This window comes from Enterococcus sp. (assembly GCF_032555305.1).
Classification (GTDB): Bacteria; Bacillota; Bacilli; order Lactobacillales; family Enterococcaceae; genus Enterococcus_A.
The window spans coordinates 1-13,963 of the sequence record NZ_JAWGOQ010000018.1; the positions used below are offsets into that span (position 1 = coordinate 1).

At 39.2% G+C, this 13,963-nt stretch carries 14 protein-coding genes and 1 pseudogene; 13 read left to right on the plus strand and 2 right to left on the minus strand.

Features of this window, described 5'->3' with window-relative positions:
• The 8 genes and pseudogenes from E6139_RS13540 to E6139_RS13575 form a co-directional block, all read left to right on the plus strand.
• Positions 1-425 (plus strand): annotated as a pseudogene (locus E6139_RS13540) (acetaldehyde dehydrogenase); the annotation flags it as partial.
• Positions 426-467: 42 nt separating this feature from the next.
• The gene (locus tag E6139_RS13545; RefSeq protein ID WP_016180229.1) at positions 468-755 is read left to right on the plus strand and encodes a BMC domain-containing protein; all 288 of its coding nucleotides are present in this window, start codon (positions 468-470) and stop codon (positions 753-755) included.
• A 102-nt stretch (positions 756-857) separates the two neighbouring features.
• The gene (gene eutD, locus E6139_RS13550; protein ID WP_316403605.1) at positions 858-1,484 is read left to right on the plus strand and encodes an ethanolamine utilization phosphate acetyltransferase EutD; all 627 of its coding nucleotides are present in this window, start codon (positions 858-860) and stop codon (positions 1,482-1,484) included.
• A 13-nt stretch (positions 1,485-1,497) separates the two neighbouring features.
• Positions 1,498-2,175 (plus strand): ethanolamine utilization protein, encoded by a 678-nt coding sequence (locus tag E6139_RS13555; protein ID WP_316403606.1) that lies wholly within the window; start codon positions 1,498-1,500, stop codon positions 2,173-2,175.
• Positions 2,126-2,422 (plus strand): EutN/CcmL family microcompartment protein, encoded by a 297-nt coding sequence (locus tag E6139_RS13560; RefSeq protein WP_127979090.1) that lies wholly within the window; start codon positions 2,126-2,128, stop codon positions 2,420-2,422. Before E6139_RS13555 ends, E6139_RS13560 begins: the two co-directional genes overlap by 50 nt.
• Positions 2,409-3,500, plus strand: a complete 1,092-nt coding sequence (eutH, locus tag E6139_RS13565; protein ID WP_172702288.1) for an ethanolamine utilization protein EutH — start codon at positions 2,409-2,411, stop codon at positions 3,498-3,500. The genes E6139_RS13560 and eutH overlap by 14 nt, the downstream gene beginning before the upstream one ends.
• A 3-nt stretch (positions 3,501-3,503) precedes the next feature.
• A complete protein-coding gene (locus tag E6139_RS13570) occupies positions 3,504-3,947 on the plus strand; it encodes a cupin domain-containing protein (protein WP_316403607.1) in 444 nt (147 codons plus the stop codon).
• A 220-nt stretch (positions 3,948-4,167) separates the two neighbouring features.
• Entirely contained in the window at positions 4,168-5,184 is a 1,017-nt protein-coding gene (locus E6139_RS13575) for an AI-2E family transporter (protein WP_316403608.1), read from the plus strand.
• Between the two features lie 153 nt (positions 5,185-5,337).
• On the opposite strand, the gene efbA is transcribed toward E6139_RS13575, so the two are convergent.
• Both efbA and E6139_RS13585 read right to left on the minus strand, forming a co-directional pair.
• Positions 5,338-7,041 carry a fibronectin-binding protein EfbA gene (gene efbA, locus E6139_RS13580; RefSeq protein ID WP_316403609.1) on the minus strand — a complete coding sequence of 568 codons (1,704 nt, stop codon included), beginning with the start codon at positions 7,039-7,041 and terminating at the stop codon, positions 5,338-5,340.
• 81 nt (positions 7,042-7,122) lie between these two features.
• Entirely contained in the window at positions 7,123-8,790 is a 1,668-nt protein-coding gene (locus E6139_RS13585) for a phosphoenolpyruvate carboxykinase (ATP) (protein WP_316403610.1), read from the minus strand.
• A gap of 174 nt (positions 8,791-8,964) precedes the next feature.
• Here E6139_RS13585 and E6139_RS13590 point away from each other — a divergent pair, with 174 nt between their 5' ends.
• From E6139_RS13590 to E6139_RS13610, 5 genes are all read left to right on the plus strand, one after another.
• Positions 8,965-9,525 carry a hypothetical protein gene (locus tag E6139_RS13590; protein ID WP_316403611.1) on the plus strand — a complete coding sequence of 187 codons (561 nt, stop codon included), beginning with the start codon at positions 8,965-8,967 and terminating at the stop codon, positions 9,523-9,525.
• Between the two features lie 478 nt (positions 9,526-10,003).
• A complete protein-coding gene (gene trpX, locus E6139_RS13595) occupies positions 10,004-11,014 on the plus strand; it encodes a tryptophan ABC transporter substrate-binding protein (protein WP_316403612.1) in 1,011 nt (336 codons plus the stop codon).
• Positions 11,015-11,018: 4 nt separating this feature from the next.
• Entirely contained in the window at positions 11,019-11,900 is an 882-nt protein-coding gene (locus E6139_RS13600; RefSeq protein WP_316403613.1) for an ABC transporter permease subunit, read from the plus strand.
• A 4-nt stretch (positions 11,901-11,904) separates the two neighbouring features.
• A complete protein-coding gene (locus E6139_RS13605) occupies positions 11,905-12,687 on the plus strand; it encodes an ABC transporter ATP-binding protein (RefSeq protein ID WP_316403614.1) in 783 nt (260 codons plus the stop codon).
• Between the two features lie 389 nt (positions 12,688-13,076).
• Positions 13,077-13,955: a shikimate dehydrogenase gene (locus tag E6139_RS13610; protein WP_316403615.1), complete on the plus strand. Its 879-nt coding sequence runs from the start codon at positions 13,077-13,079 to the stop codon at positions 13,953-13,955.
• The last annotated feature ends 8 nt before the right edge of the window (positions 13,956-13,963 follow it).

A 13,963-nucleotide genomic window follows, 5' to 3' on the forward strand; every position in this document is an offset into this window, starting at 1 on the left:
CTTTTTACACCGTTGAAAATTGGCAAGCCGCCTGCGATCTTTCAAAAGAAATTTTGAAAGAAGAAGGTGCTGGGCATACGATGGTCATTCACACCGAAAACAGGAAGGTTATTCAGGCTTTTGGCTTAGAAAAGCCCGTCTCGCGTTTATTAGTGAATACGCCAGCAGCGCTAGGCGGCATCGGTGGAACGACCAATCTAGTCCCTGCTCTCACGCTAGGTTGCGGTAGCATCGGAGGAAGTTCAACATCTGATAACATTGGCCCGCAGCATCTTTTCAATTTAAGACGGGTTGCTTATGGAACCACAGAGTTAGAAGAGATTCGTAGTAATGAAACGACGACAAATGAGGAAGCATCCCCATTAACAGCTAACGAAGAATTAATTAATACGTTAGTGTCACAAATTTTAGCACGGTTACAATAATTTGAAAAAATTTTAACAATAAACTTTTAGGAGGAAATAATAATGTCTAGTACAAACGCTTTAGGAATGATCGAAACAAGAGGATTAGTAGGTGCAGTAGAAGCAGCAGATGCTATGGTGAAGGCAGCAAACGTAACATTGATGGGCAAAGAGCAGGTTGGCGGTGGATTGGTGACAGTCATGGTTCGCGGCGATGTAGGTGCGGTAAAAGCAGCCACCGATGCAGGAGCCGCTGCGGCAGAGCGAGTAGGAGAACTACTGTCTGTTCATGTGATTCCACGTCCTCATACCGAAGTTGATGCAATTCTACCAAAAATGATTCAAGAGTAAGTCTCCTAACAAACACATGAATAATTTTACTCAAAAGCGTAGTGCCTTTCACAGCGCTTTTGAGTTCCAGTAAAAAGATTCTTGAATGAAGGAGGCTAAAATGTGAAGCAATATAATGCACTTGTCGATGAAATTGTTAAAAAAATAAAAGAAACACAACAGTCGCAAATTCCGGTAGAAGCATCGGGAAGACATGTCCATCTCTCAAGAACTCATATCGATCAGCTTTTTGGAGAAGGATATCAGTTTACTGAGGTAAAAAAACTGTCTCAGCCTGGGCAGTTTGCTTGTAAAGAGCGAGTGACCATCGCTGGACCAAAGGGAATGTTCCAAAATGTTGTGATTCTAGGACCTGAACGAAGCGAATCCCAGGTGGAGGTTTCATTAACCGATGCACGAACTCTAGGAATTGATACACCGATTCGAGAAAGCGGCATGATTGAACAAACCCCCGGCATCACCGTGTTGAACGGGGCTCAGGTCGTTCAATTAACCAAAGGTTTGATTGTTGCTAAAAGACATATTCATATGACACCAGAGGATGCTAAAAAACAACAGGTCTCAAATAAGGAAATCGTCAAGGTCAGATTAAATAGTGAACGCTCTTTAATTTTTGATGACGTGGTAATTCGGATCAGTTCAAAATTCGCTACAGCCATGCATATTGATTATGACGAGGCAAACGCTTGTGGATATCAGAAAGGTGTTACGGGAGTGATAGTAAAATAGGAGATTGCCAGTAATGAAGATAAATGAAATCGAAATCATCATTGAAAAAGTAACGCGAGAAGTTCTAAAATCTGTCCGCCTTCATAATACGAACGGAACTATTTCAATTGCTTTGCTTCGGCAAATTGGCGAGTACCCAAAAGCAGTCATCGAAGGTCTTTCCACGAAAGTGAACTGGGTACAGACTGATGCTCCTACAGCAAGTGCCCTTCTAGTCAACTCATTATCCTTATCGCAGCTTGCAGCTGTAGCCAATCTTCAGGTGATTGATCCTACAACTGCAACGATTCTTCAGTTTTTAATAAAGGGAAAACCAGTTTGGGTACTGGCTAGTGAAGTCGATCGCAATAAATTGAAGAAACAAGCGAAATTCGCGTTATTAAAGAAATATGATGCAATAAAAGAAGAAACCGTTCAATTTGGTCTAGACTTTGAATTTTCTATCGATAAAATCGATCAATTAATATACAAGCAAAAAAGCAAAGACAGTCTCTTCAAGCGAGCGAAATACTTAACACAAAAAGATTTAATTGAATTGACTAAAGAAACGAACTCTCTAGTCATTCCTGATGGCAGCCGGTTGACACCTCTGGCTGAAGATTATGTTCAAGAGATGAATATTCAGATTGGGGGAGAAGCGGATGCTGCTGGGAAAAGTGACAGGAAGTTTATGGGCAACACGGAAAGATGAAAAATTGAATGGCTCCAAATTTATGCTGGTAAAAACTTGGAATATGAACTTAGAACAAGCAGAAGGACTACTAGTTGCCGCAGACAATGCAGGAGCAGGAATTGGCGACCTCGTATTGATTACGCAGGGAATGGCAGCAAGAATTTCCGCGGAAAATGAAGGAATCCCGATAGATGCCATGATTGTTGGAGTGGTTGATTCGGTGGAGACAAATAATTCAAGGAGAGATGAGAATGAGTATAAATGAAATAATTATGTATATCATGGTTGTCTTCATGATCATTGGTGCGGTCGATCATGTAATCGGTGGGAAGTTAGGATTAGGGGAACAGTTTGAAGAAGGAATCATGGCGATGGGTTCGCTGGCATTATCAATGGTTGGGATCATTACCTTAGCACCCATTTTGGCAAATTTATTGAGCCCAATTGTCGTTCCTTTATACAGTATGCTTGGTGCTGATCCATCGATGTTCGCGACAACTATTTTAGCAAATGATATGGGTGGTTTTGCTTTAGCACAACAGATGGCTGTTGATCCGCAGGCTGGTCTTTTTGCAGGAACAATCTTAGGAGCCATGATGGGTCCAACGATCGTATTCACCATTCCAGTTGCTTTAGGAATCATTGAAAAAGAAGATCAACAATTTTTAGCTACTGGTGTGTTAAGCGGTATGGTAACAATTCCAATCGGGTGTTTGGCTGGTGGTCTAGCTGCGGGGATGCCGATCGGAATGATTTTAGTTAACTTGATTCCGATCGTAATTTTTGCTGTATTAATCATGATTGGTCTATGGTTTGCGCCAAAAGGGATGATCAAGGGGTTCACAATTTTTGGAAAAGGCGTAGTAGCGGCAGCGATCTTCGGATTGGTTATTGGCGCCATCCAACAATTGGTCGGTATTACCGTTATCAAAGGAATTACTCCAGTTACAGAAGGGATTGAAGTAGTCGGTGGGATCGCCTTGACCTTATCCGGAGCGTTTTGTTTAGTAGCAGTTATTACTAAAGTATTTAGCAAACCTTTATTAAAACTTGGAGAAGCGATGGGGATGAACGAAGTGGCAGCCGCAGGTTTAGTCGCTACTTTGGCCAATAGTATCCCGATGTTCCAAATGATGAAAGATATGGATCAAAGAGGAAAAATTATCAATGTGGCATTTGCCGTTTCTGCTGCCTTTGTGCTAGGAGATCATCTTGGGTTTACAGCAGGTGTTGCAAAAGAAATGATTTTTCCAATGATGGTAGGCAAATTGGTGGCTGGTGTCACCGCTATTTTTGTAGGGATGTTCATGGCAAATCGCGTGTTAGGCAAGAAGGAGGGGTAAACAATGACAGAAATGAATCAAGAAATGCTCGAAAAATTGATCCGAAAATTAGTAATGGAAAATATAATGCCGACAAAAAATGTCGATCTAAGCGGCATTTTATCCATTGCATTACCAGAAATTGAAGTAGCAGAAGAGGATCGTTTAGATACAGGTAATCCCGCAGACATCGTTTATACAAAAGACTTAGTATCTCTTCAAGAAAGTCCTCGTCTGGGTTGCGGATTAATGGTAATGAAAGACACTACGTTTGATTGGACTTTAGAATACGATGAAGTGGATTATATCATCTCTGGTCAATTAGATGTAGTTATTGATGGCAGGACAATATCTGCTAAAGCTGGTGAAATCATTTTTATCCCTAAAAGCAGCAGCATAAAGTTCTCAGTAACTGGAGATGCACGATTCATCTATGTCACCTATCCCGCTGATTGGCAAAGTCAGTAAGTATAAGTTATTTTCGAGACTGGTAGAAGTAATTCTACCGGTCTTTTTTGTCCTACAAAAAGGCGTCAGGTAACAAGGAAATCTCCCCAGTTATCTATTGAAAAGTATATTAGAAGCTGAAAAAGCTGTTTAATGGTATAGTATTTTCAGTAGTTTTTCAAAATGATAGCATTCATCTTTGAAAAAAAAACACACATTTAAATGAATAAGAGGGTTTTGTATGTATGAAAACTTTATAAGTAATCTTCGTTTACGAAGATTCACCGTCTTGGCAATGATTATTTTTGTCCTATTTATGATTAGAGATTTTATGACGCCGATCTTGTTAACGTTCATTTTCACGTTGATTTCGGTCAAAATCGTCAAATTTGTTCAACGCTATATTAAAGCACCGACATTCTTGCTGGCGACCATTCTTTATCTGTTTGAATTGTGGTTGCTATATCTTTTGATCTCTAGATATTCAACCATTTTGATCGATCAAGTCGTCTCTACCTATAATTCAATCGTTCATTTCTATCAACATAAAGAGTTCAATTCTGACGTTGCAACGAACTTCATTTCTAGCTATTTTAAGAATCATAACTGGCAGGATAAGGTTGAAAGCGGGGCTGGAATCATTTTGGAACAATTGCAAAATGTTGGTCGCTTAGCCATCGCTTTTATTGTCTCGTTTATATTGAGCTTTTTCTTCATGGTAGAAAAAGAGAAAACGATTTTGTTTTCAAAGAATTTTCTGAGTAGTAATTATGCGTGGTTTTTCCAAGATTTGTTTTACTTTGCCAGAGTTTTCGTTGAAACATTCGGTGTTGTCGTAGAGGTTCAATTACTGATTGCGATCGTCAATACAGTAATTACCACCGTGGGGTTAGGTCTGATTGGTTTTACGCAATTGCCGACACTAGCGATCATGATTTTCTTCTTAAGCTTAATCCCGGTCGCTGGAGTGATTTTTTCTTGTATTCCGTTAACGCTGATTGCTTATTCAACGGGAGGGATTCAGACCGTCATTTACGTATTGATTTTGATTGTGGTGGTTCATTGTATTGAAGCCTATATTTTGAATCCGAAGTTTATGTCGAGTCGGACAAAGCTGCCGATTTTTTATACATTCGTTATTTTATTAGTTAGTGAAAAATTTTTAGGTGTATGGGGATTGATTGTCGGTATTCCGATTTTCAACTTCTTCTTAGATATATTAGGGTTCAAAATTCGTACGAAATTGACAAAAGATTAGTCTAAGAAGAAAGGCTTCGCGAACTTGCTCAGCTTTTACTTATTGCCGATAAAGCTAGTTCGTGAAGCCGAACATGGATATTTCTGCTGTAAAGTGATTTATTCATGTAAAAATTTTATACTCCCTTTAAGTATAAAAAATGGAGCAGCCAGATTAGGCTGTTCCATTTTTTCGTAATTGCTCAACAACTGATTCTTCTGGGGTCACGAACAATGTCTTTTGATTTTCATATATCACAAATCCAGGCTTAGCACCATTCGGTTTATGAACATGTTTGACTGCGACATAATCAACAGGGACCTGTGCCGATTGCCGGAATTTTGAGAAGTAGGCCGCTAATTCAGCAGCTTCTAGCAACGTTTCTTCACTAGGGGTATCATTCTTTACAATGACGTGCGAGCCCGGAATATTTTTGGCATGCAGCCAAACATCGCTTTTCCGCGCTTGCTTCAAGGTCAATTGATCATTTTGCAGATTATTTTTTCCAACAAAGATTTCCGTTCCATCACTTGCAACAAAGCGTTCTGGCTTAGAAGGTGCCTGCTTGCGATTTTTCTTGCTGCGTTTCTTCTTTAAGTAGCCGCTGGCAATCAGCTCTTCTTTGATAACTTCAATATCCATTGGTCCAGCGATTTCTAATTGAGCTAAGACGGATTCGAGGTAGGCAATTTCATCCTTAGCCTCAGCAATTTGATCGTAAATCAATTTAACCGCATTTTTCAGCTTTTGGTATTTTTGGAAATACTTCTGTGCGTTTTGATTAGGGGTTAATGCGGGATTCAATTTGATCGTTATTGGCGCATTATCCTCATAGTAATTCTGCAATTCAATGCTTTGCGCTCCCCGTGGCACTTGCGCCATGAAGGTGGTTAGTAATTCACCATCACGACGAAAATCTTCTGCATTCTCTGAATCTTTCAAAGTTTTTTCGCGTTTGGCTAACTTGGTTTGATTGCGCTTGATCTCATTTTCAACTTTACGAATCAAGTCATTTCCTAATTGCTTTACGCGATCTTTTTCTGCTTTTTCTCCATAAAAAGCATCAAGTAAAGCGCTCAAGCTATTGTATGCGGTACTTTCTTCGAAGGTTTCAAAGTCCAGCGGAGCAAAGAATTCCTTGTTATTTTTGAGTCCCAACGTCGGTATAAGTTCGGATTGAACGGTATCCCAAAAATCAGCCCAAACAACCATTTTTTCATTAGGTCTTTTCTTTAAGCGATAAACCAGTTCTTCTGCAGTGTCGCGACCCAATCCTTGGAAATTTTGCTGCAAATATCGTCCATCCAACGTTTCGGCAGTTGAAAGAATCTTGAACACTTGCTCCTTATTCACATGAAACGGATTCAGCTGCTCTTGCTTCGGCGGTTCAATATATTCGCTGCCAGGTAAGATGGAGCGGTAAGTATTCTGAGAATGCCCAATATGCTTGATGGCATCCAGAATTTTTCCCGTTTGCTTATTCAACAGAACAATCGTTGAGTGACGTCCCATTAGTTCAACGATCAGAACGATATTTTGCAAATCACCTAATTCATCACGCTTACTGAAGGTAAAGTGAACTACGCGATCATTTTCGACTTGATGAATATCCTCTAAAATTGCTCCATCTAAATGTTTCCGCAACATCATCACAAAATTAGGCGGATTATCAGGATTTGTATAGGCAATTTCTGTCAGTTGAATTCGTGCGTAGCTAGGATGCGCTGAGAGTAGTAACCGTCTATTTTTCCCTTGAGCGCGAATAACTAGTATAACCTCATTTTCATAGGGTTGGTGGATCTTAGATATTCTTCCAGTAACGAGTTGTTCTTTCAATTCGTGTACCATTGCATGGGTAAAAACTCCATCAAAGGACATTTTTTATCCCTCATTTCTATTCATTGTAGGTCTATTATAAACAAAAAAACGCCAGTGACCAAGCAAGTCACTGACGAAATCTTAGACTGTAATTGTTTCCTTGTAATTATGAAGTTGGTCTAATAGATATAGGAGCATTTGTTCTGCTTCATTCGGCAGTCGATCATAACCGCCTTGATAGGTCTTACGGGATTGAACAAACGCCAGTCGAGTCTCTAATCGAGTCATTAAATGAATCAGGTAGTGGTGGCTGTTAAAATCTGGTTCATGTTTTTTTACTGGTAGATAACTGATACCTGAAAGCGGACCAAAGGGCTTGAAATCTGCAGAGCCGTCAATGATTTTCTCAATACTGCCAAGCGTTTCATCTGGCGTTACTTTTCTTCCTTTAAAATCACCAGTATTTAGGATATAGCAGTCAGTTTTCATTTTCTCAAACAATTCTTTGAAGTCTTGATAGTCTTCTTGCAAAGGATAACAGCGGAACGGATTGGCAAATGGTTCGATAACTAACTGATCTGCTGTTTCACCAACCACGTTTTCTGCGGTTGAACGTTTTGTAGCAAGAGTCGCACCAAATACAGCAGCAAGCGATGGATCTTCAATCTTGATCAGTGGCGGCAAGCTGTCATCTTTCATAATCCAAAATAGACCATCAACCTTTTCGGCAATGTGATCCACTCGATTTGGTGTAGCGTAGCGGCTCTTGATACTGCGCCCATTACCATTACGGATATCTTCGGTCACTAGTACTTTTTTGTTTTCCTCATCCAAGGTGACACCGACATTTTGCGCAGTAACGATATATTTGATTTGTTCGCTAGACATCGGATAGTCCTGTGTCTTATCAAAATAAGCTGGTTCAAGAGCGGTAGTCGATCCTTTTTCTTTTGAAATAACAAAGGCATCATCATGAAGAACATGAACTTCTCCTTTATTTTTTGGTTTAGCTAAAGTAATAGTGGACTTGCCTGAGCCTGATAAACCAAATGCGGCCATTGTATATTTTTTCTTGTCGAGCAAATATTGTTTCATCCCACCGTGACAAGCAATAAAACCATTGCGATGTGCTGTTGCCCATGCTAACGTCAAAGTCGCCTTTTTTAATTCACCAAAATAACGCAGTCCCAATATACCAGCACAATTATGCAGCGGATCAATCACAACTACGCCATCAGGGAAGTCAGAGTGGTGCCAGTCTGGATCTGCAAAAATAAAAATATCACCAGTATGAATCTCGTCAGATTCCTGATAGAACTGATGCTTTGCATCCCCAATTTGAAAATTCAATAAATAGGAATAGAGGTTAGGACTATAATCTGCAGGGACCATCAAATGTGATTTGACGGTGAATTCCTCATCTAGACCTACGATGACTTCGCCGGAATAGAATTTTTTCGAACGTGCTTGAAAAACTGCTTCTCGCAGAAGTTCACTGTAAAAGTCCGCATCAATTCCCTGCTGACCGATGATTCTGCGTGCTGCTGCTGTTCGACCTACAATATTGCCATCGTTAGTTACTAAAACCTTGGCGTCAGTAGGAAGCTGTAATCGGCTGGTGTAGGCGACATCGAGGTCAGTCGTTATCGTTCCAGGGCTGGACTTCGCTAATGCATAAGCATCTGTGAGATGCCGGATACGTGTCACGTTATTTCCGTAGAACGCTGTTTCGAGTACACTGCGAATATTGGAAAACAGACGGTTCTTCTTGTTGATGTCTTTGTGCGAAAAATGTTCAATGCTGCTCATCATAAAACCTCCTCATAATAAGTTGTCATTATTATAATATCATTAAAATAAAACGCTCACAATCAAATATAGAACACGAAAAATTTTTTGCTTTACGCAAAAAAATCATTATGCTTGTTGCTGGTAGCGTTTTTAAGGTAAAAATAATATAATGATAAGTAGGGAGGCGTTATCATGGAACGATATTTAGTATCAGTAAAAGAGAAAATGATTATATTTTGGCGTAAATTCATAATTATAGTATCTGAAAATGAACGTCGATCCTTAATCATAGCCGCAAGTTTAGTAATTTTTGCAGTAGTATTTTCAACATCTGCCGCCTTTGCTCAGAAAACGATTCGCCAAGATCAATTAGATGAATTAGTTTTTGATGCTTTAAAATCTGACCATTTGATTCCACTTGATTATCAAATGGTGGATAAAAAAATCCAAGATACTAAAGCAATTTCCATCATGTTCAGTCAGCCAGATGGGACATCTTTTAAGAATGTAATGACAATTCTTGATGACCCCAATCAAAAAATGATGTTGAATCGTAAATTCTATTATTATCCAGTCGTTTACGATAGTGAGACGATCGCAAAAAAGTATAAACTCGATCCACGCCAAGTGACATTCATTTTCTTTCATAATGGGAAGGAAAAAAATCGCTTTGTCGTCGAAAGTTTAAAGGATTTGAACAACGAGTTTATTCCCGAACTTAACCGATTACCGATGTGGGACCTTAAAAATTAAAATGAGATTTCGAATAAAATAAATGAGGTTTTTTTAATGAAAAGAGTTGACAGCCGATTTTTTTTCCGCTAAACTAACTTCAACATTAAAAAAGAGGAGTGACATTCATGAGACATGCAAACTTATCTAATCAATTGAATAGCTGGCAAAACTGGCGTAGATAAGTTGTATTTATGAATTCGCTCATAGATACAACGTTTAGACAACTTCTAAATTTTGTATCTATGCTGGATATTTTTTCATGCTTATTCCCGCATAGAGACCATCTATGCGGTTTTTGTTTTTTTAAGACAACTACCGTGAAATTTTGGGTAGTTGTCTTTTTTGCGAGTTCCTCTTCGTGCTTTAGCACGATTAGAGGAATCGTATGCGTACGAAAATAGAATTATTTTTCTGATTTGTAGAAAAATAATTTCCTTAATTCTGAACTAGCTTTTATCAAATCAGTGGAAAATCAAAAAAATCGGAGGAATTAACAATGAAAAATAAAGGAATTATTGGATCAATCATCGCATTAGTAGTTGTACTTATCGGAGTTTTTGCTTATCAAATGGGGTCACGTCAGACAGGAGCCTCAACCGAAAAAGAAGAGATGAAAACAGTCGGAATTTTACAATATATCAGCCATCCATCGTTGGATCAAATCAAAGACGGCGTGATTCAAGGATTAAAGGACGAAGGATATGAAGAGGGTAAAAATATCAAGATTGAGTTTTTAAACGGTCAAGGAGATCAAAGTAAATTAAATAGTATGAGTCAGCAACTACTGGAAAAAGATTCAGATGTTTTAGTTGGAGTCGCTACCCCAGCGGCAAAAGCATTGGCAAACGCAACCAGCGACAAACCAATCATTATGGGTGCAATCAGTGATCCAATTGGTGCAGGCTTGGTTAGTGATTTGAAAAAGCCAGGAGGCAATGTTACTGGTGTCAATAACTTAACTCCAGTGGATCAGCAATTAGATATGGCTAAAGAGCTGTTTCCTGATGCAAAAACAGTTGGAATGATTTATTCATCTTCAGAAGAAAATTCGAAATCACAAATCGAACGAGCGGAAAAACGGGCGACAAAAGATGGCTTAACGGTTAAAAAATATGCAATCAGTTCAAGTAATGATATCGCTCAAATTACACAACAAGCTTGTCAGGAAGCAGATTACCTTTACATTCCGCAAGACAATACAATTGCCAGCGCGTTTCAAACGCTAATCAACGAATCAGATAAAGCGAAAAAACCAGTATTTGTCTCTGTTGACAACATGGCCAAAGAAGGCGGAATCGCTACAGTTGGACAAAATCAATTTGATTTGGGAGTTGAAACTGGAAAAATGGCAGCTGATGTTTTAAGCGGTAAATCTAACCCATCAGATACTCCGGTTAATGTAATTGATTATGGTGATATGATTATTAATGAAGACAAAGCTAAGGAATTAGGTATCACGATTCCAGAAAAAATTAAAGAGAAAGCAGAAGTAGTTAAAGGGGAGTAGACAGATGGTAATTTCAGCGATAGGACAAGGATTTTTATGGGGAATCTTAGGTTTGGGAATTTTCATGACGTACCGAATCTTAAATTTCCCAGATATGACAACAGAAGGTTCATTCCCATTAGGTGGTGCAGTCTGCGTGACTGCCATCACTAATGGTGTATCTCCGTTTCTTGCAACTCTTTTAGGAATTGTTGCAGGGATGTGCGCCGGTTTTATTACCGGCATGCTTTATACAAAAGGAAAAATCCCGGTCATTTTAGCTGGAATTCTAGTCATGTCGGGACTGAACTCGGTGATGCTGTTCATCATGCAGACACCTAACCTTTCATTACTTAAGCAGCCTAAAATTCAAGATTTCTTTACAAGTTTAAACTTACCAGACCATTTTGATATCGTCTTGTTAGGTTTGATCGCGATTTTAATCATCATCGCGTTATTACTATTTTTCTTCTTCACCGATTTTGGACAGGCTTATATCGCAACTGGTGATAACGAAAATATGGCTCGCTCAATAGGTATCAATACTGATCGTATGAAGGTGATCGGTCTGACTTTGTCAAATGGTGTCATTGCCCTATCCGGTGCGTTGATTGCACAAAATGACGGTTATGCAGATATTGGTAAAGGAGTCGGCGTGATCGTTATCGGGTTAGCTTCTATCATCATTGGTGAGGTATTGTTTGGTGAAGTAACCTTCATTGAACGACTAGTTGCTATTGTTTTAGGTAGTATTATTTATCAATTATTGATCTTGCTCATCATCAAAGCTGGTTTAGACACGACTTACTTGAAGATTTTCTCTTCAATCATTTTAGCACTTTGCTTAATGATCCCTCGTCTAAAAGAAGCATTGAATTTGAAGACTGGGCTAGAGAAGGAGGAGTGATCGTATGAATGCAGTTGAAGTAAAAAAAGCAAATAAAACCATCAGCAATGGAATCAATGATAAACGGAAAATTTTGAATAATGTTGATTTAACGATTGCTCCCGGCGAATTCGTCACTGTTTTAGGGGGGAATGGCGCTGGAAAAAGCACATTATTCAATAGCATTTCCGGCAGTCTGCAATTAGATAGCGGAACGGTCTCAGTGATGGGTAAGGATTTGACTAAACTCTCTGAAGAACAGCGAGCGACATCAATATCCCGAGTGTTTCAAGATCCGAAAATGGGAACTGCACCGCGACTAACGGTAGCAGAGAATTTAGGTCTAGCAGAGAAACGTGGTAAAAAGCGCCGATTACGCCAACGTCAACTCAACCAGAAGAAAGAACTGTATCGGGAATTGTGTAAATTAGTTGGAAATGGACTAGAAAATCATCTCGATACGCCAACAGGATTTCTTTCAGGTGGTCAGCGGCAGGCCTTAAGCTTGTTGATGGCAACGATCACGAAACCAGATTTACTATTACTTGATGAACATACAGCTGCGCTAGATCCTAAGACAGCAAAACAATTGATGCTGCTGACGGATCAACGGATTAAAGAAGAGAATCTAACGTGTTTGATGGTCACTCATAAAATGGAAGATGCTTTACATTACGGCGATCGCGTGATCGTGATGGAAAAAGGGGAGATCATTAAAGATATCAGCGGGGAAGAGAAAATGCGCATGACGTTAGCGGATTTATTCCTGCTTTTTGAAGAGAGTGAGACAGTAGCTGAAGTAATGTAAATAAACTTTTTTTACAGAAAATTAAAATAATGGGTTGACTTATCGGAAAAACAAATCTATACTAAGTTCAATCTTAAATCAGTTTGGAGCGATTTTTATGAATACGAATAAGAGTACGCACACACAACTGAATAATTATTACTTTAGCTATTTTAGATAGGTTTGTGTTCATGATTCATGGATGCAAACGACAACAAGTTTGTATCTATGATGGCTAAGGATTTTAAGTTCGACTTAATGCCACATAGATGAAAATCTATAGTGGCTTTTTCTTTGGTATTATTTTGGGAGACTAGGCTCATTGTAGATTTTCTACAGTGGGCCTTTTTCGTTTTCAAAATCGCTGATTGAAGGTTGACTATTATTTATAAATGAAGGAGTGAGGAAAGATGGAGAATGAAATTTCAGGAAAGACACGATTAGCCGGGTTGTATGCACTACCTGCAAGACACAGCTTTTCACCAATCATGCACACAACAGCGTTTCAAGCAACAGGGGTGGATGCAGTTTATCTGAGCTTTGACGTACAGCCAGAGAGACTTGGCGATAGCATTCAAGCCATTCGTGATCTTGAAATGCTGGGAGTTAACTTATCGATGCCTCACAAGATGGCAGCCATCAACTATGTGGATGAGCTTAGTCAAGCTGCTCGTTTGATCGGAGCAATCAATACTATTGTGAATCAAGACGGGAAGCTAATTGGACACATCACCGATGGAATTGGGTGTATGAAAAGTTTAAAACAAAACGGCATTGAAATCATCGGTAAAAGAATGACGATTCTTGGTGCTGGTGGTGCTGCAACTGCGATCATCACTCAAGCAGCAATCGATGGTGTAAAAGCAATTGATGTTTTCAATATTAAAGATGATTTTTATCAAAAAATCGAACCCAAGCTTGCAATAATCGCTGAAGAAACAAATTGTCAGATTCAGCTACATGACTTAGCAGATGAACAGCAGCTATCCGACTCTTTATCAGCAAGCAGCTTGTTAGTCAATGGAACAAGCATTGGAATGGCGCCAAATACAGATCAAATGCCGTTACCTGATGCCACAATGTTAAGAAAAGACCTGCCGGTGTTTGATGTCATTTATCATCCAGGCGAGACAAAACTCTTAAAAGCAGCAAAAGCGACTGGAGCAACTGCTGTTAACGGCTTAGGAATGTTGCTATTCCAAGGAGCTGCATCTTTTGAATTATGGACCGGCAAGGAAATGCCAGTCGATCAAATCCAACCGTTATTGGAAAATGAAATCAAAAAATAAAAAGTGAA

Excerpts from the sequence above, each read along its gene's own strand:
- E6139_RS13545 (WP_016180229.1), top strand. The coding sequence starts at position 468 with ATGTCTAGTACAAACGCTTTAGGAATGATCGAAACAAGAGGATTAGTA.
- E6139_RS13555 (WP_316403606.1), top strand. The coding sequence starts at position 1,498 with ATGAAGATAAATGAAATCGAAATCATCATTGAAAAAGTAACGCGAGAA.
- E6139_RS13560 (WP_127979090.1), top strand. The coding sequence starts at position 2,126 with ATGCTGCTGGGAAAAGTGACAGGAAGTTTATGGGCAACACGGAAAGAT.
- eutH (WP_172702288.1), top strand. The coding sequence starts at position 2,409 with ATGAGTATAAATGAAATAATTATGTATATCATGGTTGTCTTCATGATC.
- E6139_RS13570 (WP_316403607.1), top strand. The coding sequence starts at position 3,504 with ATGACAGAAATGAATCAAGAAATGCTCGAAAAATTGATCCGAAAATTA.
- E6139_RS13575 (WP_316403608.1), top strand. The coding sequence starts at position 4,168 with ATGTATGAAAACTTTATAAGTAATCTTCGTTTACGAAGATTCACCGTC.
- efbA (WP_316403609.1), bottom strand. The coding sequence starts at position 7,041 with ATGTCCTTTGATGGAGTTTTTACCCATGCAATGGTACACGAATTGAAA.
- E6139_RS13585 (WP_316403610.1), bottom strand. The coding sequence starts at position 8,790 with ATGAGCAGCATTGAACATTTTTCGCACAAAGACATCAACAAGAAGAAC.
- E6139_RS13590 (WP_316403611.1), top strand. The coding sequence starts at position 8,965 with ATGGAACGATATTTAGTATCAGTAAAAGAGAAAATGATTATATTTTGG.
- trpX (WP_316403612.1), top strand. The coding sequence starts at position 10,004 with ATGAAAAATAAAGGAATTATTGGATCAATCATCGCATTAGTAGTTGTA.
- E6139_RS13600 (WP_316403613.1), top strand. The coding sequence starts at position 11,019 with ATGGTAATTTCAGCGATAGGACAAGGATTTTTATGGGGAATCTTAGGT.
- E6139_RS13605 (WP_316403614.1), top strand. The coding sequence starts at position 11,905 with ATGAATGCAGTTGAAGTAAAAAAAGCAAATAAAACCATCAGCAATGGA.
- E6139_RS13610 (WP_316403615.1), top strand. The coding sequence starts at position 13,077 with ATGGAGAATGAAATTTCAGGAAAGACACGATTAGCCGGGTTGTATGCA.